Source organism: Streptomyces sp. NPDC052114, from assembly GCF_040680155.1.
Lineage (GTDB): Bacteria > Actinomycetota > Actinomycetes > Streptomycetales > Streptomycetaceae > Streptomyces.
Genome location: NZ_JBFAWC010000002.1, coordinates 608,862 through 630,513, shown reverse-complemented (window position 1 = coordinate 630,513; position 21,652 = coordinate 608,862). Strand labels below are relative to the sequence as shown.

At 72.9% G+C, this 21,652-nt stretch carries 14 protein-coding genes; 5 read left to right on the top strand and 9 right to left on the bottom strand.

The annotated features are described in order from the left end of the window. Positions 1-61 precede the first annotated feature (61 nt). Positions 62-1,402, bottom strand: a complete 1,341-nt coding sequence (locus tag AB0L89_RS06430) for a monooxygenase (protein WP_365135204.1) — start codon at positions 1,400-1,402, stop codon at positions 62-64. Between the two features lie 233 nt (positions 1,403-1,635). Here AB0L89_RS06430 and AB0L89_RS06425 point away from each other — a divergent pair, with 233 nt between their 5' ends. Continuing rightward, a complete protein-coding gene (locus tag AB0L89_RS06425) occupies positions 1,636-2,121 on the top strand; it encodes a VOC family protein (RefSeq protein WP_365135201.1) in 486 nt (161 codons plus the stop codon). Positions 2,122-2,628: 507 nt separating this feature from the next. Here AB0L89_RS06425 and AB0L89_RS06420 read toward each other — a convergent pair. Continuing rightward, the gene (locus AB0L89_RS06420; RefSeq protein ID WP_365135198.1) at positions 2,629-4,731 is read right to left on the bottom strand and encodes a BTAD domain-containing putative transcriptional regulator; all 2,103 of its coding nucleotides are present in this window, start codon (positions 4,729-4,731) and stop codon (positions 2,629-2,631) included. A 464-nt stretch (positions 4,732-5,195) separates the two neighbouring features. Here AB0L89_RS06420 and AB0L89_RS06415 point away from each other — a divergent pair, with 464 nt between their 5' ends. Then, positions 5,196-5,390 carry a hypothetical protein gene (locus AB0L89_RS06415; protein WP_365135195.1) on the top strand — a complete coding sequence of 65 codons (195 nt, stop codon included), beginning with the start codon at positions 5,196-5,198 and terminating at the stop codon, positions 5,388-5,390. Positions 5,391-5,974: 584 nt separating this feature from the next. On the opposite strand, the gene AB0L89_RS06410 is transcribed toward AB0L89_RS06415, so the two are convergent. After that, the gene (locus tag AB0L89_RS06410; RefSeq protein ID WP_365135192.1) at positions 5,975-7,450 is read right to left on the bottom strand and encodes a DHA2 family efflux MFS transporter permease subunit; all 1,476 of its coding nucleotides are present in this window, start codon (positions 7,448-7,450) and stop codon (positions 5,975-5,977) included. A gap of 254 nt (positions 7,451-7,704) precedes the next feature. Between AB0L89_RS06410 and AB0L89_RS06405 the strand changes: the two genes are divergently transcribed. Next, positions 7,705-8,394 (top strand): helix-turn-helix domain-containing protein, encoded by a 690-nt coding sequence (locus AB0L89_RS06405; RefSeq protein ID WP_365135189.1) that lies wholly within the window; start codon positions 7,705-7,707, stop codon positions 8,392-8,394. Here the strand turns inward: AB0L89_RS06405 and AB0L89_RS06400 are convergent. The 3 genes from AB0L89_RS06400 to AB0L89_RS06390 form a co-directional block, all read right to left on the bottom strand. Then, entirely contained in the window at positions 8,364-9,200 is an 837-nt protein-coding gene (locus AB0L89_RS06400; RefSeq protein ID WP_365135186.1) for an alpha/beta fold hydrolase, read from the bottom strand. The two genes, AB0L89_RS06405 and AB0L89_RS06400, sit on opposite strands and share 31 nt — an antisense overlap. Beyond that, on the bottom strand, positions 9,197-13,735 hold the full coding sequence (locus AB0L89_RS06395) for an AMP-binding protein (protein ID WP_365135183.1): 4,539 nt from the start codon (positions 13,733-13,735) through the stop codon (positions 9,197-9,199). Before AB0L89_RS06395 ends, AB0L89_RS06400 begins: the two co-directional genes overlap by 4 nt. 690 nt (positions 13,736-14,425) lie before the next feature. Beyond that, positions 14,426-15,142 (bottom strand): helix-turn-helix transcriptional regulator, encoded by a 717-nt coding sequence (locus tag AB0L89_RS06390; RefSeq protein WP_365135181.1) that lies wholly within the window; start codon positions 15,140-15,142, stop codon positions 14,426-14,428. A gap of 229 nt (positions 15,143-15,371) precedes the next feature. Between AB0L89_RS06390 and AB0L89_RS06385 the strand changes: the two genes are divergently transcribed. Both AB0L89_RS06385 and AB0L89_RS06380 read left to right on the top strand, forming a co-directional pair. Beyond that, a complete protein-coding gene (locus AB0L89_RS06385; protein WP_365135178.1) occupies positions 15,372-16,028 on the top strand; it encodes a TetR family transcriptional regulator in 657 nt (218 codons plus the stop codon). A 211-nt stretch (positions 16,029-16,239) separates the two neighbouring features. Next, a complete protein-coding gene (locus AB0L89_RS06380) occupies positions 16,240-17,700 on the top strand; it encodes an MFS transporter (protein ID WP_365135617.1) in 1,461 nt (486 codons plus the stop codon). Between the two features lie 123 nt (positions 17,701-17,823). Here the strand turns inward: AB0L89_RS06380 and AB0L89_RS06375 are convergent, their stop codons facing one another. From AB0L89_RS06375 to AB0L89_RS06365, 3 genes are read right to left on the bottom strand one after another with little or no spacing between them, the layout of a single operon-like run. Further along, positions 17,824-19,167, bottom strand: a complete 1,344-nt coding sequence (locus tag AB0L89_RS06375; RefSeq protein ID WP_365135175.1) for an NtaA/DmoA family FMN-dependent monooxygenase — start codon at positions 19,165-19,167, stop codon at positions 17,824-17,826. Continuing rightward, the gene (locus tag AB0L89_RS06370; protein WP_365135173.1) at positions 19,167-20,429 is read right to left on the bottom strand and encodes an NtaA/DmoA family FMN-dependent monooxygenase; all 1,263 of its coding nucleotides are present in this window, start codon (positions 20,427-20,429) and stop codon (positions 19,167-19,169) included. Before AB0L89_RS06370 ends, AB0L89_RS06375 begins: the two co-directional genes overlap by 1 nt. A 1-nt stretch (position 20,430) precedes the next feature. Further along, positions 20,431-21,570 (bottom strand): glycosyltransferase, encoded by a 1,140-nt coding sequence (locus AB0L89_RS06365; protein ID WP_365135171.1) that lies wholly within the window; start codon positions 21,568-21,570, stop codon positions 20,431-20,433. Positions 21,571-21,652: the final 82 nt, after the last annotated feature.

Here is a 21,652-nt window from a genome sequence, read left to right as displayed (position 1 = left end):
TCCCCCGCCCGGTTCGTACGGGGCGGGGGAACGCGGCGCTTCGTCGTGGGACGTGGCCTGATCACCCGTCGGGGCGGCTCCGGCGGGCGGCGCGCAGGGTGCGGAGCACCGTCCCGGGGCGCATGATGGCCGTCGGCGGCGCAAGCAGGTGCTGCATGTCGAGCAGGACGCGGTGCACCGCGACCGAGGTCTGGCTGGCCCGCATCGCCTTCTTCACGTACCAGTTGACCGCCTTGTTGCCGAACGGCTTGGGCCCTTGGGTCTCCGGGTAGACGAAGTCGCCGCCGGTCGCCATCTGCCACGGGGTGTCGATCACCTTGCCCGCCGCCCGGTAGTAGCGGCGGGCCATCTCGGCCGAGGGCATGCCGAACTCGTCCAGGCAGCGGCCGAGTTGCAGCGCCTCCAGCGTCGCCACGGTCATCCCCTGGCCGTAGAGCGGGTTGAAGCTGCAGATCGCGTCGCCCAGCGCGACGAAGCCGGCGGGCAGCTCCCGCAGCCGCTCGAAGTAGCGCCGCCGGGCCGCGGGGAAGGTGAACTTGCGGGCGTCGCTGTCGTCCACCGGCTCGGCGCGGCCGAGCAGTTCGGCGACGTGCGGGGCGGGGAGTCCGGCGGCGAACTTCTCGAAGCCCGCCGGGTCCACCGGCGCGTGGGCCTTGTGCCAGCCGCCCAGGGTGACCATCCAGCGGTTGCCCTCGACGGCGAAGGCGGCCGCGGCCCGCTTGTCGTGCGGCGGTGTCGCGCTCATGAGGTAGAGCAGCCCGCCCTCGTGCAGGTCGCCGGGCTTGCGGTGGAAGAGGCGGGTCGTGTACCCCACGTCGATCTTCACCGTGTCGACCTCGGGCGCCGGGCAGCCGAGGCCCTCCAGCCAGCCGTCCGGCCCCCCGCCGCCGCGGCCCGTCGCGTTGACGACGAGGTCGGCGTCGAGCACCTCGCCGCCGGCCAGTTCGACGCCCGTGATCCGTGCCGCGCCGCCCTTGAGGCCGACGGCGCCCGTCCGGTCCCGCAGCGTCACGTTCGGCAGGGCGACGACCCGGCGGCGCACCGTGTGTTCGAGCAGCGCGCGGCTGAGGCTGATGCCGAGCTCCCCGCTGTTGAACCGGGCGCGCAGGCCGCCCATCTGGTGGAAGAGCAGGTCCTGGCCGGGGTCGAAGCGCACGGCTCCCGCCTCCACCAGTTCGTCGCCAAGGCCCGGGAAGAGCTGTTCGAGGGCGCGTCGGCCGCGGATCAGCAGCGCGTGGGCGTGCCCGCCGTGCGGTACGGCGCGCCGGGTCCGCGGCGCGTCGGGCAGCGCGTCCCGGTCCACCACGGTGACGCGTTCGAACCGATCGGACAGTGCGCGGGCGGCCACGAGGCCGCCCATCGATCCGCCGATGACCACCGCGTGCCGACCGACCGCGCCCATGGGTCCTCCTGTTGAACGTCCGCTGGCCGGGCCGTGCGCGCCCGGGATTTCCCCCGATCCTCCGGGGTCGTCCGGCTCCACGCCTTATCCCAGGTTGCGCAATCGACGGGAATGGCGCCCTCCGCGCGTTCCGAGCAATTTGAGAGAGGACAGCCGTGTGCCTCTTGACCATTCTGGGAGGAATAGTTTCTCCGACCCGTGCGAGACGGTGTCCAGACAGCATCGGAGCCCTTATGACCGAGCCGCCCTACTTCCACATCGGTGTCGTGGTTCCCGACCTGGAGGAGGCCATGGCCCAATTCTCCCTGCACCATGGGATTTCCTTTCCCGAACCGGCCGCCATCCGGATTCCCGACCCCGGTGGTGCGGGACCGGGACACGAGATCCGGGTCGTGTACTCCAAGGAGGGCGCGCCCTTCTACGAGCTCATCGAGGCGACGGTCTCCGGGATCTTCCCCTCGGTGGCGCACGGCGAGGTGCACCACGTCGGCGTGTGGGAGGAGGACATGGCGAAGCGGGTCTCGGAGCTGCGGGCCGAGGGCATCGCCGTCGAGGCCAGCGGAGTCGGCCTGGAGGGCACGACAGGTCTCGTCGAGGGGACCGTGCCGCACTGGGTGATCACCGAACCCGGGCCGACGGGGCTGCGGTTCGAGTATGTCGACGCCGGTATGCGCCCCGGCATCGACGCGTGGCGCGAGCTGGGCCGCTTCCCCGGCTGAGCGGGGGCTTGTGACACGGCCTCAGCCGCTGAGAGCGTGGTCTCATCCGCTGAGGGCGCTGCCTCATCCTCCGAGGGCGTGGTCTCATCCGCCTAGGACGTGGTCTCATCCGCCTAGGACGTGGTCTCATCCGCCGAGGCTCGGCCGCAGCGGCCGACGGCGTGGCGTCAGCCTGCCGCTCGTGGCCGCTCCACCAGGCAGGGCGACGCGGAGGGCAGCGGCGAGCGGCGCCCGTCCGGGCGGCGCACGGTCGGTCGCGGACAGCGCGCGCTCGCGCCCGTTGCCACCTGCACCGGTCCCGCCGGTCCCGCGGCCGGGCCGTCCGCGGGCACCCGGCCCGCGAGGGGGCCGTGCGGTCCCGTGCCGCTCCGCCCCATGCCGCCGATGTCCGCGAAGAGCGCGGCACCGACTTCGGACCTGCGCTACCGGATGGGCGCCATGCCCACCGCTTCCGCGCCGCGGCACGCCGACGCCCCCGGTGAGGGCGAGGCCGCGTCCGCGGGGCCGTCAGGAGTCGACGGTTCGCTGTATCGCCGGCGTACGACGGACACCGCCCGCTGCACGGCGCTCTCCGCCGTGGCCCCCTGCCACCGGATACAGAATCGCCTGTTGCGGTACGCCCAGCCAGTGTGTTCCCTCCTCCCTGGCGACTCTCCGCACGGTCTCCGGATGGGTACCCACCTCCTGCGCGCATTCGGCGGCGCAGAAAGCGACCAGGCCGTGGAACCTGTACAGGTGCAGTCCCGTCTCCTCCAGCAGATGGCTGTCGGCCAGCGTCTCCAGCTGCTTGCGGGCCTCGTCCCAGCTGAGGCCCGTCAGGGACGCCGCCGCCGAGACGGTCACCACCGCGGCGTGATACTGCCCCAGTAACCGGAACATTCGGGCCGCGTCGAGGGGCAGGGACCGGTACATCGCCTGGAACGTCGTCCGCAGGCTGACCGTCGCGTCGTCCTCCTGCCCCGTGTGCTCCAGGCGCCCTCGCTCCACCGCGTACCGCGCCGCCTGCATCGCCACGGAGATGGACGGGTTCGCCGCGAGGACCTCCGAGGCGATCCGCAGCGCCAGCGGCAACTGCCCGCACGTCCGCGCGAGCTGGGCGACGGCCTGCTCCTGCCCGGCCGTCCGTTCCCGGCCGACGAGGCAGGTGACGAGTTCGGCCGACTCCGCCGGCGCCAGCGGTCCGAGCCGGACGCGGTGCGCGCCCTCCCTGGCCGCCAGGCTGCTCTGCCGGTGGTGCCTGCTGGTGACCAGGACGCAGGAGGGGCCGCGCGGGATGAGCGGGCGCAGCTGCTCGGGGTTCAGGGCGTCGTCGAGCACGAGGAGCATCCGGCGGCCGAAGAGCAGGCTGCGGTAGAGCGCGGTCCGCGCGGCGAGACTCGCCGGGATCCGCGATTCCTCGACGCCCAGGCTGCCCAGGAGCAGCCCCAGCGCCTCGTGCGAGGTGAGCGGCACCTCCTGGGGGTGGGTCCCGCTCAGGTCGACGAAGAGCTGGCCGTCGCGGTAATGATCGGCCACCTCGTGGGCGAGGCGCAGGGCGAGTTCCGTCTTGCCGACGCCCACCGGCCCCTCGATCACCACGGTGCACGTGGTGGTGTCGGTCCCGCACGCGCTCCCGTCCGGCACCACGATCGCCCGCAGCGAGGCCAGTTCGGCGCTCCGGCCCACGAACCCGCGCGCACCGCTGGGCAGTTGGGCCGGTCTGGGCGTGTCCCGGGGCAGCGCCTCGTCCGGGACCGGCAGCGGGGCGGGCTGCGGCGGGGTCCTGGCCGTCGTCGTGAGCGTCTCGGGCCCGGTGGTGGCGCTGTCACCCGTGCCCACCCCGGGGTCGCCGGCGAGGATCTGCGCGTGCAGCTGGCGCAGTTCGCCGCCGGGCTCGATGCCGAGCTCGTCCTGAAGGATCTGCCGGGTCTCCTGGTACACCGAGAGCGCCTGCACCTGCCGGCCGCAGCGGTAGAGGGCGAGCATGAGCAGCCACCGCAGCCGCTCGCGCAGCTGCTCCGCCACCAGCGCCTCGGAGAGGACGGCGACGGCCTCGGAGGGGCGGCCCATCTGCAGCATGTCGGCCGACCACTCCTCGACGGCGGTCAGCCGCAGTTCCCTGAGCCGGGTCCGCTCGATGTCGGCGAACGGCCCGGGGATCCCAGCGTACGCGTCGCCGCGCCACAGCCCGAGCGCGGTGTCCAACTGCGCCACCGCGCCCGCCAGATCACCGTCGGCCCGCAGCCTGCGGGCCTCCGTGTGCGCCCGCACGAACACGGCGGCGTCGATGGAGTCCTCCGCCATGCGCAGGAGGTAGCCGCCGCCCATGGAAGCCACCACTCCGCCGGCGGCGCGACGGTCGCGCCCCGGCTCCAGCACCCTGCGCAGCCCCGCGACATAGGTGTGCACGCCGTTGACCGCCGTCTGCGGTACGTCGGCACCCCACACGGCATCGACGACCTGCTCGACGCCCACGACCTCGTTCACCCGGCTCGCTAGCAAACCGAGCACGGCGCGCTGCTTGGGGGGACCCAGTACCACCTCTTCGGCTCCGCGCCGGGCTCGTATCGGCCCCAGCAGTTGCAGAGACAGGTCTCCATCCCTCACCTGCACTCGTCTCCCGCTCCCCATGGTCGAGTCATTGGACAGGCAACGCCCGCTGCGCACTGCGTCCCGGGCCCGGCGCCGACGGCGCGGTGTGTCCGGGAGGTGCGGGGGTCTCCATGGCCGCACCGGGTGATCAGAGATGCCGTGCGGCTCTCCCCGGGTGCCCCTCAGCGTTCCTCCGCCGGCCGGCGCGCACCTGCCCCGCTGCCCGGCCGCGACTCTCCGGGTACGAGGGGAGGCCCTCGTTCCCCTTGGGCCTCGCCGGGGCCCGTGCGACCGCCGAGGAGGTGCGGCGCCGGGCGGCACGGCGACGCGTTCACGCGTCCGGGCTCGCTCATGGCGGACTCCTCCTGTCGCAGCTGGGGGATACGCAGGGCACGCCGTGCCGAGGGGATCGGACGGCGAGAGAGTGAAGGGGTGGGGACCAGGGGGGTCCACGACCTCGGGAAAGGCCCTACGGCAAGGGCGGGAAGCTCCGGGCACGCCCGATGACGGCCGACGTGACCGGCACGGCCGACGTGACCGGCACGGCCGACGTGATGGGCGGCCGCCAGCTCGGGCAGCTCTTCTTGCGCGCGAACGGCGATGCGCCGCGGGCCCGCTCGGGGCCGCGCGACGGCCGGTTCCGGTGGCGCCGGGCGAAAAGTCTCGGCCAATCGGCGGACGCCCCGCCGACGCGGTGACCCACCTCACACTTACGGCAACACAACAGAGTTGACCAGGGCACACAGTCCATCAGGAATTCCCCCGCGTCCCACTTGAGCATGGCGAGAAGCCGACGCGCTCCCGACGCGTACGGCGGACAGTCAGCCAAAATCCGCTTCCGAGCGAGCCCATCTTCTCGCACGCCGGAAGCGGACAGCTAGCGCGTTTCCGTCGAACCATAACCTATTAGGTATTTTTCAACCCACCGCCGAACCCCATCGAACCAAGTCCGGCCGCAGAAAATTGCGGGCGTTATTGACACGAGCGCGACCTGCGGTTCCTTGCGCATCAGCTAAAGCTCGACGCGGCGGACGCGAACCAACTCCATGAACTGAAAGTGGAGTTGCTCGAATCAATGTTCAACATACCGGATCGTTTGCTCTCACCTCAATATCTTCCTCCTCTTTTCATTGTTTAATCGTGAACTACTCACGGCGGCTGACCAATTCACGCACCATCCGCTTCACGATGCGCGGCGGAGCCACTCTTGACAGAGCCCGAAAGCCCGGCCGCGGACGACCGGGCATCGCGCGCCGGGCGCGGGGGGGGCCGACCCCGGCGCTCAGCGTCGTACGTCCGTCGCCTCGGCCCGCGCCGGGGCGTCGTCCCGTCGGGCCCCCTCGGCCACACCCTTCGTGGGTTCCGACGCGGCCGCGCGGCGCGCGGACGGCAGGATGAACACGGCGGTCAGCGCCGCGACGACGAGGATGCCCCCAGAGATGGCGAGTCCCAGCGAGAAACCGCTGGTCATCGCCTCCTTCAACGAATCCCCCGCCGCCAGGCGGGAGTTGGTCCGCTGCGTCTGCAGAGTCACCACGGCCGCGAGGCCGATGGCCCCGCCGATCTGCCGCGAGCTGTTGAGGAGCGCGGACGCCATCCCGGCCTCGTGCGGCGGGAGGCCTCCGGTGGCCGCACCGGTGAGCGGGACGAAGCACACGCCGATCCCGAAGCCGGCGATCAGGGAGGGCCCCAGCACGTCCACCGCGAAACTGCCCGACACATCGAGCGTCGCGAACCAGCCGAAGCCGGCCGCGCCGATCAGGCCACCGGGCACCAGCAGCGACCGGATACCCAGCTTCGAGACGAGCCGGGTGGACACCACGGTCCCGGCGATCACCCCGAAACAGAAAGGCAGGAACGCCGTGCCCGCCACGGCGGGCTTCATGTCGAGCACCTGCTGGAGATAGAGCGCGATGAAGTAGAAGGCGGCGAACTGCCCCGCGCACAGGAAGAGCATGAAGACGTTGGCCCCGCCCACGCTCCGCTTGGCCAGCAGGCCGAGCCGCAGCAGCGGGTCGGACGTGGCCCGGCTCTCGACGGCGACGAAGGCGAGGATCAGGAGCACGGCCCCGGCGAGCGTGCCGAGCGTCGTGCCCGAGGTCCAGGCATGGTCGGTCGTGCGGACCACGCCGAACACGAGGAGGCTGACACCGAGGGTGGCGAGGATGCCCCCGAGCACGTCGAGCCGGCGCCGGGCCCCGACGATCCCGGCCGGGACGTGACGCATCGACAGCCCGACGACCACCAGCGCCATCGGCACGTTGACCAGCATGATCCAGCGCCAGCCGAGGTACTCCGTGAGCAGCCCGCCGAGCAGCACGCCGAAGGTGCCGCCCACGGCGGAGACGGCCGCGTACACGCCGAACGCCTTGGTGCGCTCGGCCCCTTCGCGATGCGTGGTCGTCAGCAGGGCCAGGGCCGCCGGTGCCATGGCCGCGGCCCCGGCGCCCTGAAGCACCCGCGCCACGAGCAACTGCACGTCGTTCTGGGCCAGTCCGCCCGCCAGCGAGGCGACGGCGAAGAGCAGGGTGCCGCCCACGAGAAGGCGGCGCTGACCGAACACATCGGCGGCGCGGCCACCGAGCAGGAGCAGACCGCCGAACGTCAACGCGTAGGAGTTGACGACCCATTGGAGCTGGGCCGGGTCGAAGTCGAGGCCGGTCTGGATGGCGGGCAGCGCCACGTTGACGATCGACATCACGAGCATGACCAGGAACTGGGCTAACGCGACGGCCAGCAGCACCTTTCCTTTGCTCACACGCTCCAAGTCCACTGCGCCTCCAGGGCTTTTTGTACGTGTAGGTTGTACGCGTAAGATAACGCTAGCCGGTCACCCTGTGCATGTCACTCTCCCAAGTTGCCCCGCATCGGGACGGGGCCCTCGCAGGGTCACGAAGCCCGGCCTCGACAGCACGGGGAGCAACTGCCCTACCGCTCCATATGCTTGTGACCAGCACGAGCACATCGACGGCCGACGACCGGCCCGCGGTCATGAGGGAACGGGAGAACGGGATGCGAACACCGGCATCACCGCGCGGAAAGGGCGGCGGCGCCTCGGCCCTGTCCCAACAAGTGATCATCGATGCCGCGCAGCGGATCCTCGACGAGGAGGGCCACGAGAGCCTGTCGATGCGGCGCCTGGCACGGAGCCTGTCCATCACGCCGATGGCGCTCTACCACCACGTGCGCGACAAGGACGAGTTGCTGATCCTCCTCCTGGCGAAGAAGGCACGGTCCTACCCCCGCCCCGAGCTTCCCGAAGAGCCGGTCGAGCGGCTCGTCGCGGCCTCCCAGCTGCTCTACGACCTCCTGTCCGAGGCCGCGTTCCTCTCCGAGATCCTCACCTCCCCCGACCTGCTGGCCGTGGCGGTCTCCTGGATCACCGACCGCATCACGGAGGCCGCCGCCGCATGCGGCCTGCCCCCGGAGCAGGCCACCAAGGCGCAGCAGCTCATCTGGCGTTACACCGCCGGTGAGTTGATGGCCTTCCAGGCCCGGGAGCGACTGCGCACGAAGAAGGGACGCGCCGGCCGGGCCGTCTCGGCCATCGCCGAGGCGTCCCCCGAGCAGCACCCCCGGCTCACCGCGGTCGCCGACCGCTGGCCGGACCTCGTCGCCCGGAGCACCCACCGGCAAGGCCTCGAAGCCGTCGTCGGCGCGCTACTGGCCGCCTACCGGCCGGACGCCCCCGCGTCGGGCTGACCGCCCCGCACCGCGTCGCGGGCCCGGGACACCACGTGGTCAAGGACGGCCCCGCTCTGCTCCTCCAGATAGAAGTGGGCACCTGGGAAGGCGACCGTCGCGCAATCCCCGTCCGTCACCTCGCGCCAGGCCGCGGCCTCGTCGGCCAGCACCTCCTCGTCCCGGTCGCCGTAGAGCGCGGTGACCGGCATCGGCAGCCTCGGTCCCGGAGCCCATCGGTAGGTCTCGATGACCTGGTAGTCGCGCCTGATCGTCGGCAGCATGACCTCCATCAGGTCCTCGTCGTCCAGGAGTTCGGCCGCAGTGCCGCCCAACCGCCGCAGATCGGCAAGGAGTTCGGCGTCCGTGCCCAGATGGACCGTGTCGCCGCGCGCCAGGGCGGGGGCCGGGTGGCCCGAGACGATCAGGGCGGCGGGGGCCTGCCCCCGGGCGACGAGCGACCGGGCCGTCTCGTACGCGGCGATGGCGCCCAGGCTGTGCCCGAACAGCACCAGGGACCTGGGCGGAACCCCGGACTCGGGCCGCAGCAGGTCGGCGGCGACCGGACCGACGAGGCCGGCCATGCTGTCCGCCGCGCCCTCGTGGAAGCGGTCACCGCGCCCCGGGTACTGGACGGCGTACACCTCGACGTCGGCCGGGGCATCGACCGCCCAGGTGCGGAAGGTGCCCGCCGATCCCCCGGCGTGCGGGAAGCAGACGAGCCGCACCGGGGCTCCGGCGCGCGGGGCGAAGCCGCGCAGGCTCGGTACGGGTGCGGCGGGACCACGGACGGCACGGCGCGTCGACGGTTCGACAGTACGGCTCACAGGGATCCTTTCCCGAACTCCTCGTGTTCTTCTGCCTCGTGTCCGGCACCCGGCTCCCCGCCGCGCCGCGCCTCGATCAGCTCGCTCATCGCGGCGACCGTGGGGACGCGCAGCAACTCCGGCATCGTCAGCTCGACACCCATCCGGCGCCGGACGGCCAGGGTGAGCCGGGCGGCCAGCAGGCTGTCGCCCCCGTGCAGGAAGAAGTCCGTGTCGCGTCCCGTCACCGGCACGCCCAGGGTCTGCGTCCACAGGGCGGCGACCGACCGCTCCAGCACCCCGCGCGGCGGGTCGCCGTGCGCCTGCGCCTGGCCCGCGGAGCCCGCGAGGAGCTGGCGCACGCGGCGGCGGTCCATCTCCCGGTTGCGGGTGAGGCTCAGCATCGGCAGACCCACGATCGTGCCCGGGATCATGTGCGTGGGGAGCCGGTCCGCCAGCCAGCCCCGGAGCGCGAGCGGGTCGAGGTATCCGTGGGCGCCGGTCCTGACGGCCTGGACGAGCACCACCCCGTCCGGCTCCTCCCTGGCCACCGTGACCTCGGCGAGGCCCGCGCGGGCCAGCACCTCCGCCCACTCCGCCACTCCGGCGGGCGCGAGCGGTTCGGGGGACGAGGCGCCGGTGAGCAGCGCCAGCGGGGAGGCGGCGACGCGCGTCAGGAGATGCAGCCGGCCGCCCGGCTTGAGCACCATGCTGAGCGCGGCCGCGGTGGCCTGGGGGTGCGGGGTGCGGCTGATGACGTCGTTCACCACCACGGCGTCGTAGCGGTGCAGTTGGCCCTCCGTGACGCGCGAGGCGTCCTGGCGGAACGCCTTCGCCGCGTGCCCGGTGCACGCCAGCCGCGCCTCCGCCTCGGCCAGGTGCGCCGCCGAGGGGTCCAGAAGGGTGAAGTCGACCGCTCCGGGCGGAAGGTGTTCCAGCAGGCGCACGGCGCCCCGGCCGGTCATGCCCGCCCACTCGGCGACGGTGAGCGGCGCGAGCCGCCGTTCGGCCACGGCCGCCAGGTCGCGCGAGACGGCCGCGATGCACGCGCGCGTCCCGTCCAGCGCCGTGCACAGCGGCTCGGGGGACAGCTCGGGGTCTTCGTACAACTCGGCGGGCGACGCCTCGCCCGCGAGCACGGCCCGCAGCAGGGGAAGCGCCCGCGACCACGCCTGCGCCGTCCGCTCCAGCGGGCTGTCGCGCAGCTCCTGCCGGAGCCGCTCCGCACGCCCGCCGTCGCGCACCTCGGCCCAGCGGGGCCCCACGGTCAGCTTCTCGCCGACCGCCCGCAGGACGCCGCGCTCGGTGAGGTAGTCGAGCCAGAGGGCGATCTGGGGGCGGCGGTCGTCGGCGACCGGCAGCGACCGGAGGACCAGCGGCCCCGGGTGGTCCCTGAGGTGGTCGGCGACGTGGGAGGCGAGGACGGTCTCGGTCAGCGCGTGCTCCAGGGACAGGGCGGCGCACTCGCCTGCCCGGGCGCGTGTGCGGCCCGTGTCGGCCGCCGCGCGTACCCCGGTGAGCGGCTTGGGCCGGACGACGGCCGCGACCAGTTCGCGGCGCCGCTCGCCGACCGGCACCACGACCGAGCGCGCTACCTGCGGATGCTCCTGGAGCGCCGCCTCGATCTCGTCCAGCTCGACGGGCATCCCGTCGATCCTGACCTGCTGTCCCATCCGGCCGAGGAACTCCAGGCCGCCGTCGGGCCAGTAGCGGCCCATGCCGCCCGAGCGGAACCAGCGTTCGCCCGCCACCTCGCAGAACCGCTCGGCGGTCAGCGCCGGGTCGTCGCGGTAGCGCAGCGCCAACCCGCCGCCGCCGACCCAGAGTTCACCGGGAACCCAGTCGGGGCAGTCCCTGCCCTGCGGATCCACCACGCGGAATCTCTGGCTGGGCAGCGGCTCGATGTACGGCACCGCGCGCCATTGCGACGGCACGAAGCGCATCTCGTACGTGTTGGCCCAGATCACGGTCTCCGCGACGCCGCCGAGGCCGGCGAACCGGCAGCGGCCGTGCGGGGCGGCCCGCAGCCACCGCTCCAGGTCGGCGCCCCGCCAGTCGCCGGACAGGAGCGCCAGGCGCAGGGAGCGGGGCAGCCCCTCCGATTCGGCGACGGCGAGCAGCACGTCCATCAGGGCGGGCACGCTGTTCCACACCGTCACGCCGTGGCGTTCGCACAGCGCGAGCCAGGCGAAGGCGTCCCGCCGGTCCGCCTCGCCGACCAGGACCAGCGCCCCGCCCTCGGTGAGCGGGCCGAACAGGTCCCAGACGGCGAGGTCGGAGTCGGGCGCCGAGACGGCGAGCACGCGGTCGCACGGGCCGATGTCGAAGTGGCCGCCGATGTCGTCCACGGTGTCGACCGCCGCGCGGTGCGTGACCTCGACCAGCCGTGGCGTTCCCGTGGTGCCGAGGGCGAAGGCGGCGTACGCGATGTCGTCGGGGTCGGCGGGCACCGGCGCGTCGAGCGGTTCGGACAGCAGGGCGTCGCGCACCGGAAGCACCTCGACGTGCGGCGGCACGGGCGGTGCGCCGGCGCTCGTGGCGGTGCCGGTTCCGGTGCCGTCCAGGATCAGCCGCGCGCCGCTCGTGCGGGTGATCCACTCCTGACGGTCGGGGGGTGTGCCGACGCCGGTGGCCACATAGGTGCCGCCCGCCGCGAGCACACCGAGGACGGCCGCGATCTGCTCGGGTCCGGAGGGAGCCGTGACGACCACCGTGTCGCCCCGCGCGACGCCCCACTCGCGCAGCGAGCGGGCGATGCGCAGCGCCTGGCCCGCGAGATCCCGGTGGGACAGCGCGCCGTCCGCGCCCCAGAGCAGCGCCGGGCAGTCGGCGCGCTCCCGGGACCGCTCGAAGAAGGTCTGGTGGAGCAGCCGGGCGCGGTCGCCGCGGGGGGCCGCGCCGGTGTCCGTACGGCGTTCCCGCTGGGGTGCGGGCAGTGCGACGGGGGGCGGGGTGCTCCAGTCCGCCGCGGCGAGTTCGCGCAGCAGGGCGGCCTGGGCGGACATCATGGCGTCCAGCAGGCCGTCGGGGAACAGTTCCTCCACCGCGTCCCAGGCGAGCAGGACACCGCCCTCGCGCGTCCCGTACGCCTGGGAGCTGAGCCAGACCTGCGGGATCTGGGACACCATCCAGGTGAGTTCGCCGAAGCGCTCGGCGAACGCGTCGGGCACGAGCGGGGCCTCGGTGTTGCAGGTGAAGACGACGGGTGCGGCGCGCGGCGACTCGCCGTCCGCCCGGATCATGTCGCGCAGGACGTCGATGCCGGTGTACGCCGCGTGGCCGATGTCCTCGTGCAGCCGGTGCTGGACGGCTCGCGCGCGCTGCGTGAACCCGGCGCCGCGTGTCAGGTCGACCTCAAGGAGCACCAGGCCCGTGAAGTCGCCGATGACGCGGTCGGCCTCGGGGTGCGCGGACTGGTCGCGGTCGCTGATGGGAACGTTGAGCAGGAAGTGCTGGTGGTCGCTCCACCGTCCGAGGATCTCGGCGAAGGCGGTGGCGAGCAGCGCGGCGGGCGTGATCCCGTGTTCCGAGGCGCGGACCCTGAGGGTGGCCCACTCCCGCCAGGTGAGTTCGTGGGTGCGCCGTACGAAGCGGGGTCTGACCACGTCGTCGGGCTCGACCGCCAGCGGGAGCCCGGGGCCGCCGGGCAGTTCGGGGAGCCGGCGCCGCCAGTGCTCCCTGCCGCGGGCGCGTTCCTCGGAGCGGTCGGCCGCGCGATCGGCGAGGTACTGCGCGAAGGTGTACGTGAGGGGGGCGAGCGCGGTGGGCGCGTCCGCTTCGTAGAGGGCGGCGAGATCGGCGAGGAACAGCCGGATGCCCTGGATGTCGCAGGCGAGCAGATCCAGGTTGAGGTGGATGCGGTCGATCCCGTCGGGCAGCCTGCTCAACTGGACGTCGAAGACCTCCCCGCGGGCCACCTCCAGGCGCCGGTGCGAGAGCGCGGTGCGGATGTTGAGCACCGCTTTGTCGACCGCCTCCCAGGGCTGCCTGCGGTGGTCGTAGACCGTCAGGCCCGCCCAGACCGAGGTGTCGGCGACGCGTTGGGTGCCCCACTCGGTGAAGTGGACGCGGAGCATGGGGTGGCGGGCGTGCAGGGCGCGCACCGCGCGTTCGAGGCGTTCCGGTTCCAGCGGCGGGCTGTCGACCTCCAGGTAGACGTGGCAGCCGACACCGCCCAGCGACCTGTCGTCGCCGCGGCCGACCCAGTAGGCCTGCTGCACCGGCGTCAGGGCGAAGGGGTGGTGAGGGTCGCTCCAGGCCTGTGCCTGCGCGGCGCCGGGGGCAGGGGAGGCGGCCCCGCCCACCGGCTCCGCCCCGTCGTCCTCGTCGGGCTCCGGGGGTTCGGTGTCGCGGTCGAGCAGCGCGTGCCAGGCGGTCAGCCGTGGGTCCCGGGCGAGCTCGGCGTACGTCACCGGGGCACCGGACCGCGCGAGGGCACGGGCCAGTCTCATCAATTTCAGGGACTCCAGGCCGAGTTCGAAGAGGTTCGACGTGTCCCCGACCTGGTCGTCGCGCACGCCCATGAGCTCGCAGACCTCTCCCTTGAGCGCTGCCATGGTCCAGGCCCGGACCGTCCGGACGGTGCTCCCGGGAATGCGGCGCGGCTCACTCTTCCGTGACATCCCTACCTCTTGTTCCTCTGGGTACCGAACGTTCGAGCCGTGCGCCTGGACGCTCCCCGCCCGTCGGGTGACGTCCCGTTCGGCGACGTCCCCGAATGTCGGCGCGCACGGCGACGCGCGCTCCGGCCGGTGAGGCGTTCAGCGGACGGCTACAGCCGTTCCCCGCCGCGCGTCGGACACGGTGGCACCCCTGAGGTGGTACGGGTCTGGACATCCTCCATCGTGACCACGACTCCTCCTCCTCGGATGTGGCTCTCTGGCGCGAAAGCCCTCCGGGACGGCAGCCGTCGTGTGCGGCTGTCCTGTACCGGAGGGCGCGGCGACCCAGCAGGTGGGAGAACTCGGCGCGCGTCGTCCGTAGCGCTGCCGGACACCTGCCGACGGCTCCGCAGGAGCCGCGTGGAGCCAGGTCGATCTTGTCTTCAATACGTCGATACGCAGCGGCTACCGTCCCCCGCCACGTATTTATACACGTACAACAACGGCGGTCGCAATGATATGGAGACCAGTGAGCCACCCTCCGGTCCCATGGGCGGGCCTTGGCGACGCACGACGAAGACCGCCTCAGGAAGCGGGAGTTGGCGCGTCGCCGCCGCATCGCGGGGCGCCGGGCGCCCGTCGGGGTCAGCTCGCGGCCGACAGCGGCTGTCCCACGAACGGCAGGGCGGACAGCACGGGCGGACATCGCCAACACGGCGCGCGCAGCGTCAGTTCCACGTCACCGCAGCCCGGCGCGCCCACGGTCACGGGCCCCACGGCGTCCGTCATGACGGCGCCCTCCACGTCGTCCGGCATCCCGGACGCCTCGGGCCCGCGGGCGAGGGCGTGGACGTACCAACTCCCGGACGGCACACCGTTCAACACGAAGTCACCGGGGCCCCGCAGGGCCGTCCAGGCGCGCGGATGCCCCTGGAGGATCGGGCTGTCGAAGGCGCCGACGTAGATCACCCCGGCCGGTCCTCCGTCGGCCAGCACCCTGCCCGACAGCGAGTTCCGCCCGGCGGAGCCGCCCTTCGCCGGGCCCTGCCCGTGCAGGGGCAACTCCCCGTGGCCCAGGCGCCGATACTGGGTGGGCGACATGCCGACGGCCTCGGTGAAGCGGCGCGCGAAGCTGCCCGGACTGCCGTAGCCCACCCGCTCCGACACGTCCGCGACGGTCAGCTTCGTCGCTCTCAACAGCCGCTTCGCCTCGTACAGTCGGACGGCGCTCAGATACCTCCCCGGCGTCACCCCCACCACGCGGCTGAAGACGCGCAGGAAGTGAAACTTGCTCACCAGGGCCGCGTCGGCAAGGTCATCTAGGGTCAGGGGCTCGCTGTACCGCTCGCGAATGGTGTCCACTGCGCACTGGACGACGCTCTCCACTGGGGACTCCCACCATCGGGCCGCCTGCTGCGGCGTGCCCGGCCCATCATGCTGCGCGCTTCTGACGAGGATCTGTGCTTCCTCTGGATGCCGTGGGCGCAGGTGTCCAGACGCGGGCGGCGCGCGCGTACGCCCATGTGCGTACTCCCGTTGCCCGTAAGGCCCTCTCGCCCCTCGCCCCGCCTCCTGATGGGAGGATGGCGCGATGCAGCCCGTATCGCCACGCGCCGGCCGAGTCGGCCGTCCGCCCCGCCTGTCCAAGGACGCACTCCTCCAGGCGGCCCACCGCGTCCTGGAGGAGGAGGGACCCGGCCGGCTGACGATGCGCCGCCTGGCGCGCGAGCTGTCCAGCACGCCGATGGCCCTCTACTACTACGTGCAGGACAAGGACGAACTCCTGCTGCTGCTCCTGGAGGAGCGGGCCCAGCACTTCCCCCGCCCCGAGCTGCCCGAGGACCCCCGCGAGCGGCTCCTCGTCACCGCCGAGGTGCTGCACGACATGTTCGTGGGCTGCCCCTGGATCGCCGAAGTCCTCACGGCGGACGACCTGATGACGGTCTCGGCGCTGTGGGTCGTGGAGGCGGTGATCGACTCCTGCGTCGAGTGCGGGCTCAGCCTGGACGCGGCCGTCGACGGCTACCGCGTCATCTGGCACTACACGGTCGGCAGGCTGGCCGTGCCCACGGTCCCGGAGCAGGTGCGGCCACAGGGCGAGCAGCCCGTCGGCCGGGTGCGCGCGCCCGCCGCACGGCCCCTGCGGCACACGGGCGCCCCCGAGGCGGCGGAGCCCGTCCTGGAGAGCACGCACCGCGAGGAGTTGGAGATCGTCCTGTCGGGCCTGCTGGCCGGCGCCGGGCGCTGACCTGCGCGAGGCCACGACGGGAACCTGATCGTCCGCCCCGCCACGCGCCACCCGGCCGCATGGCCTCATCTCGCTACGACGTGTCCCGGTAGAGCATCGCGGCCAGGGCCACGGATACCTAGCGTGGATGCATGTATCTCTCCCACCGCTGCCGAGAATTGAGCCGACCCGGGACGACCGCGGCGGCAACCTCGACGACGGGCTGCCGGTCATGACATCAACGCTGCTCACGGACCGCGGCGCCCATCGCCGCGGGCTCGTTCTGGTCGTGCTCTGCTTCGTCCAGTTCATGCTCATCCTGGACGACAACGTGGTGAGCGTCGCGCTCCCCAGCATCCGGGACGACCTCGGTTTCACCTCCGCCGGACTGGCCTGGGTGGTCAACGCGTACTTCCTCGCCTTCGGCGGGCTGTTGCTGCTGTTCGGCCGGATGGCCGACCTGCTGGGCCGGCGGCGGGTCTTCCTTCTCGGCGTCACGCTGTTCAGCGCGTCCAGCCTCCTGTGCGGGCTCGCGCAGGAACCGTGGCAGCTGATCCTCGGACGGCTCGTCCAGGGCGCGGGATCGGCGATGGCGAGCCCGGCGGCGCTGTCGCTCATCACCCTGCTGTACCCGAGCAATCAGGAGCGGGCCAAGGCGCTGGGCATCTGGGGCGGCATCGCGGGACTGGGCAGCACGTTCGGACTGGTGATCTCCGGGGCCCTGACCGGGCTCGCCTCCTGGCGCTGGATCTTCTTCATCAACCTTCCGGTCGCCGTCGTCGCCCTCGCCCTGCTCCCCCGTCTCATCGGCGAGAGCCGCGCGTCGCGGCGCACGCGCCTGGACGTCCCCGGCGCCGTCCTGGGCACCCTCGCCGTGGTGTCCCTGGTCTACGGCCTGCTCCAGGCCGGTGAGCGGGGCTGGCACGACGTGACGAGTCATGGACCGCTGATCCTCGCCGTGGCCCTGGCCGCCGCGTTCGTCGCGGTCGAGGCCCGCACCACCGATCCGCTGGTCTCGCTGGAGTTCCTGTCGGTCCGTACGCGCGCCGTCGCCAACATCGCGACCCTGATCTTCTCCGCAGCCCTCTTCGCCATGTCCTTCCTGTTGATGATCCACCTGCAGACGGTCGTCGGCTACGGACCGCTCGAGGCGGGCTTCGCCTACATGCCGTTCTGTGCCGGTCTCCTGGTGGGCATGTGGGGCTCTTCCCGCGTCGCGCTCAGGTTCGGGTTCCGCCCGAGCCTGCTGGTGTCGTTCGCCGTCACCGCCGTGGGCTTCGTCATGATGTCCGGCATCGAGGCGAGCGACGGGTACGTCACCGGCATCCTGCCCGGCATGCTGGTCACCAGCCTCGGCTGCGGCCTCAGCCTGCCGGTGCTGAGCATGGCGGCGGTGTCCGGGACGACCGAGGAGAACGCGGGGCTCGGGTCCGCGCTCTTCAGCTCCGTCCAGCAGATCGGCGGCGCCTCCGGCGTGGCCCTGCTCGTCATGCTGGCCACCCGCCGCACGGAGTCCGTCGCGGACACGGAGAGTTCGGCGCAGGCCGCCACGGAGGGCTTCTCGCTCGGCCTGCTCGTCGCCGCCGGCTTCATCGTGGTCGGCGGCCTCATCATCGCGGCGCTGCTCGGCAAGGTCCAGGACGGCCCCGGCGAGCCCCGGGCCGCCGAGGAACACGAGAGCGCGCGGCGGTAGGAGCCGGCCGCTTCCCCGACGCCGGTGAGCGGCGTGCGCCTCGGCGGCTGCGACAGGGCGGCGGGTCGGCCCCGTCGAAGGGGTCCGGCCCGCCGCCCGGACAGCGTCCGTGCACGTCCTGGGTCAGGCATCCTCCAGAGCCGACCGGGCCGGGGCCCGATGGGCCGGGCGGTCCAGGCCGAGCCGGTCCCGCAGCGTCTCGCCGTCCCGGCCGGGCCGCAGCAGCCCCCGCCGGTCCAGCTCCGGCACGACCAGGTCCACGAAGGAGTCCAGCGCGCCCGGCAAGTACGGCGGAATGACCGTGAAGCCGTCGGCGGCCCGCGCCTCGAACCACTCCTGGATGTGGTCGGCGACCTCCGTGGCGGAGGCCACGAGCGTGTTCGCCCTGTCCTGCCGAAGAGCCAGCTCGCGCACGGTCAGCCCGTCCCGCTCCGCCTCGGCCACCAGCCGGTCGCGCTCGCTGTGGCTTGCGTTCGTCGGCGGCAGGGGCGGCAGCGGCTCGTCCAGGGCGAAGCCGGACGCGTCGCAGTCCAAGTAGTAGGAGAGCGTCGCCAGAATGACCCGGGGGTCGGCGGTCGCCTCCATCCGCGCCATCGCGTCCTCGGCCTCGGCCCTGGTGCGGCCGGGCACCACCGTCAGCGCCGGCATGAACAGCGGCCCCGGACCGGTGCGTCCCAGGTCCGCCGCGAGGTCGCGGAGCTCGGCGGCCTGCGCGACCGCGCGCTCCCGGTCCGCCTCGATGGCGAACACCATGTCGGCCACCCGCGCGGCGAGCCGGCGCCCGCCCGCCGACGCGCCGGCCTGGGCGATCACCGGCCTGCCCTGGGGCGGTCTGGGCAGGGTCAGCGGACCGTCGACCTCGAAGTGCTCGCCCCTCGACCGCGGGGCGAAGGCCTTCCCCGGCTCGAACGCCCGGCCGGATGCCCGGTCGTGGCCGAAGGCGTCGTCCGTGAAGCTGTCCCACAGCCCGCACACCACGTCGTAGGACTCCTCGGCACGGGCGAGCCGTTCCTCGTGCCCGAGGTGGTGCTCACGCCCGAAGTTCCGGGCCTCGTTGTCGGTGAGCGAAGTGACGAGGTTCCAGCCGGCCCGGCCGCCGCTGAGGTGGTCGAGCGATGCGAAGTATCGGGCCAGGTGGTACGGCTCGTTGTAGGTGGTGGACGCGGTGATCACCAGGCCGATGCGTCGGGTGAGCGGCGCCAGCGCCGACGCCAGCAGCAGCGGATCGACCACATCGGCGATCAGCCCCTGCCGGACCGCGATCTCCTGGTCGGTCCACGGCATGGCCAGGGTGTCGGGGAAGAAGAGGGCGTCGAAGCCGCCCCGCTCGGCGGTTCGGGCCACCTGGATCGCGGTGGCCATGTCGACACCCGCGTTCGCGGGCACGTCGGGAAGCCGCCACGCCGACACATAGCTGCCGCCGGGCTTGATGAACGCGCACAGGCGCAGATGGTCCTGCCTGCTCATCAACGCCACACCTCCTTCGGCCTCGGCAGCCCGAGGTTCTCGCGCAGAGTCCTGCCGGTACGGTCCGTGCGGTACAGCCCCCTGCGCCGCAGCTCCGGGACGACCTCGTCCACGAAGACCCGCAGGGCGCCGGGCAGCGGCGGGAAGCACAGCAGGAAGCCGTCGGCGCCCTCCTGCTCGAATGCCTCCTGAAGGACGTCGGCGATGCGCTCCGGGCTGCCCGGGACCACGCCGCCACCGGCCGCCTCCCGAGCGGACTCCCGCAGGGTGCGCCCCTGCGGCAGCGGGTCGTCGAGCGAGCGCCCCACGAGGTCGGCGGCCGGCAGCGTGTCCCGTAGCACCTGCCACAGCACGTCGTCGTGGAGCAGACCGTCGAGCTCGTCCCGCTGGGCGTCGGCCGCCTCCTGAGTGGCGGCCGGCAGCAGCCCCAGCCGGCGCCAGACCACCACGTGCCCGGGGTCGCGGCCGACGGCCGCGGCCCGGTCCTTGAGGTCCCGGTAGGCCGCGCGCGCCTCGGCCGGATCACGTCGGTCGACGACGACCACGTCGGCCTGGCGGGCGGCGAAGTCCCGTGCGCCCGGGGCGTCCTCCGCGTGGAAGACGACGGGGTGGCCCTGAGGCGGCCGGGAGATGTTCAGCGGGCCGCGCACGGCGAAGTTCTCGCCCCGGTGCTCCGTCAGGTGCAGTTCACCCGGGTCGTAGTACCTGCCGGACTCCCTGTCGCGCACCATCGCCTCGTCGGAGTAGCTGTCCCACAGGCTCCTCACCACCCCGACGAACTCCGCCGCCCGGTCGTACCGCCCGCCGCGGAACGGGAAGGGACCCTCACCGAAGCTCCGCGCCTCGGCGGGCACCTGGCCGGACTCCACGTTCCAGCCGACACGGCCGTGGCTGATGTGGTCCAGCGAGGCGTACTTCCTCGCGACGAGGTACGGATGGTTGTACGCGGCGGAGGCCGTGGCCACCAGCCCGATCCGCTCGGTGACCGAGGACAGCGCGGCCAGCAGCGTGGTCGGCTCGAACCGCGCTCCGCGCACCGTGCGGGACGCGACGTCCGGGTCCCCCGCCCAGGCGGCCAGGGAATCGGGCACGAACAGGGCGTCCAGGCCCGCCTGTTCGCACCAGCGGGCCGTCTCCACCAGCTGCGCGAAGTCCAGACCCGCGCGGGTGTCGGCACGGGGGTGCCGCCAGCCGGCCAGGTGCGGGCCGCCCGGCTCGACGCGACAGCCCAGGCTCATCGTGGTCCTGCCACTGGGCCTCATGTCACTCCCCCGGCTCTCGGCGGACCGTGCGCAGCACCTCCGAGGCCGTGTCGACACCCGGCAGCGCGAGCATCGCGGCACGGGCGGCCCGGCTGCGCCCGGCCAGCTCGGTGTCCTCCAGCGCTCCGGCGATGCGTTCGGTCAGCTGCCCGACGTCCAGCCCGGAGATCGTGGCCCCCAGGCCGAGGCGGGTCATCGCCGCCGCGTTCGCGGGCTGGTCCAGGGTGGAGGGGCGCAGCAGCATCGGCACGCCCGCCCTGATCGCCTCGCGGATGCCGTTGTACCCGCCGTGGGCGCAGAACAACTGGCTTGCTTCGAGGACGAGTTGCTGGGGCAGGAACGGGTGGACCTCGACGTGTGCCCCGCGCGGCATGCCGTCGGTGTCCATGCCGCCCGACGACACCAGGGCCGTGCAGTTCACCTCGGACAGAGCCGCGAGCAGGTCGGCCATGGCACGGAACGGGTCGTCGCCGCCGTGTCCCTGGTTCTGCCAGGTGCGCCACCCCGTGCCGATCGCGGCGTAGACCAGCGGCCGTTCGCCCGTGGCCGCGATGGCGGGCAGGCGCGCGCCGGGCTCGTCGCGCAGCGGCTGGCGAAAGCGCAGGGTCCGCGCCGCCGGCGCCACGCTGAACGACGCCGATTCGGGCAGGTAGTCCAGGAGCGCGCCCGGGTAGAGACCGGCCGGGCCGGTCAGGGGCGGCAGGCCGAGCTCCGCGCGGAACAGGTCCAGCACCGTGGCCATGACCTCGTGGTCGTAGGTGTTGCTCATCGCTCCGGCCACGCAGATCACCGGCAGGTCGAGCTGCTCCCCGGCGAGGTAGCCGGCGAACTCGGAGTCGTCGCGGACCACCAGCTCCGCGCCGAAGCTCTCGGCGAGCGCGGTGATCTCCTTGGCCCGTGCGGTCAGTTCCGATACGTCGAGCAGGGCCGCCATCTTGTCCGCGAGGGGCGAGCCGAGCGGCGGGCGGCCGGTGCTTCCCGGCGCGAACGGAGTCGTGGGGTCCGCGAGAACGGTCTCCACCCGGGCACCGGTGGCACGCACCGCGGGCGCCAGTTGTTCCGTGGTGGCGACGAGCACCTCGTCGCCCGCGGCGAGCAGGGAGCGCACCAGCGGCAGCAGGGGTTCCAGGTGAGAGCTCACGCTCCACACAGTGCACAACACGCGCATGTCGAGTCCTCTTCGTGTCTTCGCTAGTCGGGACGTGAGAACGCCGGTCGTCCGG

Excerpts from the sequence above, each read along its gene's own strand:
- AB0L89_RS06430 (WP_365135204.1), bottom strand. The coding sequence starts at position 1,402 with ATGGGCGCGGTCGGTCGGCACGCGGTGGTCATCGGCGGATCGATGGGC.
- AB0L89_RS06425 (WP_365135201.1), top strand. The coding sequence starts at position 1,636 with ATGACCGAGCCGCCCTACTTCCACATCGGTGTCGTGGTTCCCGACCTG.
- AB0L89_RS06420 (WP_365135198.1), bottom strand. The coding sequence starts at position 4,731 with ATGGGGAGCGGGAGACGAGTGCAGGTGAGGGATGGAGACCTGTCTCTG.
- AB0L89_RS06415 (WP_365135195.1), top strand. The coding sequence starts at position 5,196 with ATGACGGCCGACGTGACCGGCACGGCCGACGTGACCGGCACGGCCGAC.
- AB0L89_RS06405 (WP_365135189.1), top strand. The coding sequence starts at position 7,705 with ATGCGAACACCGGCATCACCGCGCGGAAAGGGCGGCGGCGCCTCGGCC.
- AB0L89_RS06395 (WP_365135183.1), bottom strand. The coding sequence starts at position 13,735 with ATGGCAGCGCTCAAGGGAGAGGTCTGCGAGCTCATGGGCGTGCGCGAC.
- AB0L89_RS06385 (WP_365135178.1), top strand. The coding sequence starts at position 15,372 with ATGCAGCCCGTATCGCCACGCGCCGGCCGAGTCGGCCGTCCGCCCCGC.
- AB0L89_RS06380 (WP_365135617.1), top strand. The coding sequence starts at position 16,240 with ATGACATCAACGCTGCTCACGGACCGCGGCGCCCATCGCCGCGGGCTC.
- AB0L89_RS06375 (WP_365135175.1), bottom strand. The coding sequence starts at position 19,167 with ATGAGCAGGCAGGACCATCTGCGCCTGTGCGCGTTCATCAAGCCCGGC.
- AB0L89_RS06370 (WP_365135173.1), bottom strand. The coding sequence starts at position 20,429 with ATGAGGCCCAGTGGCAGGACCACGATGAGCCTGGGCTGTCGCGTCGAG.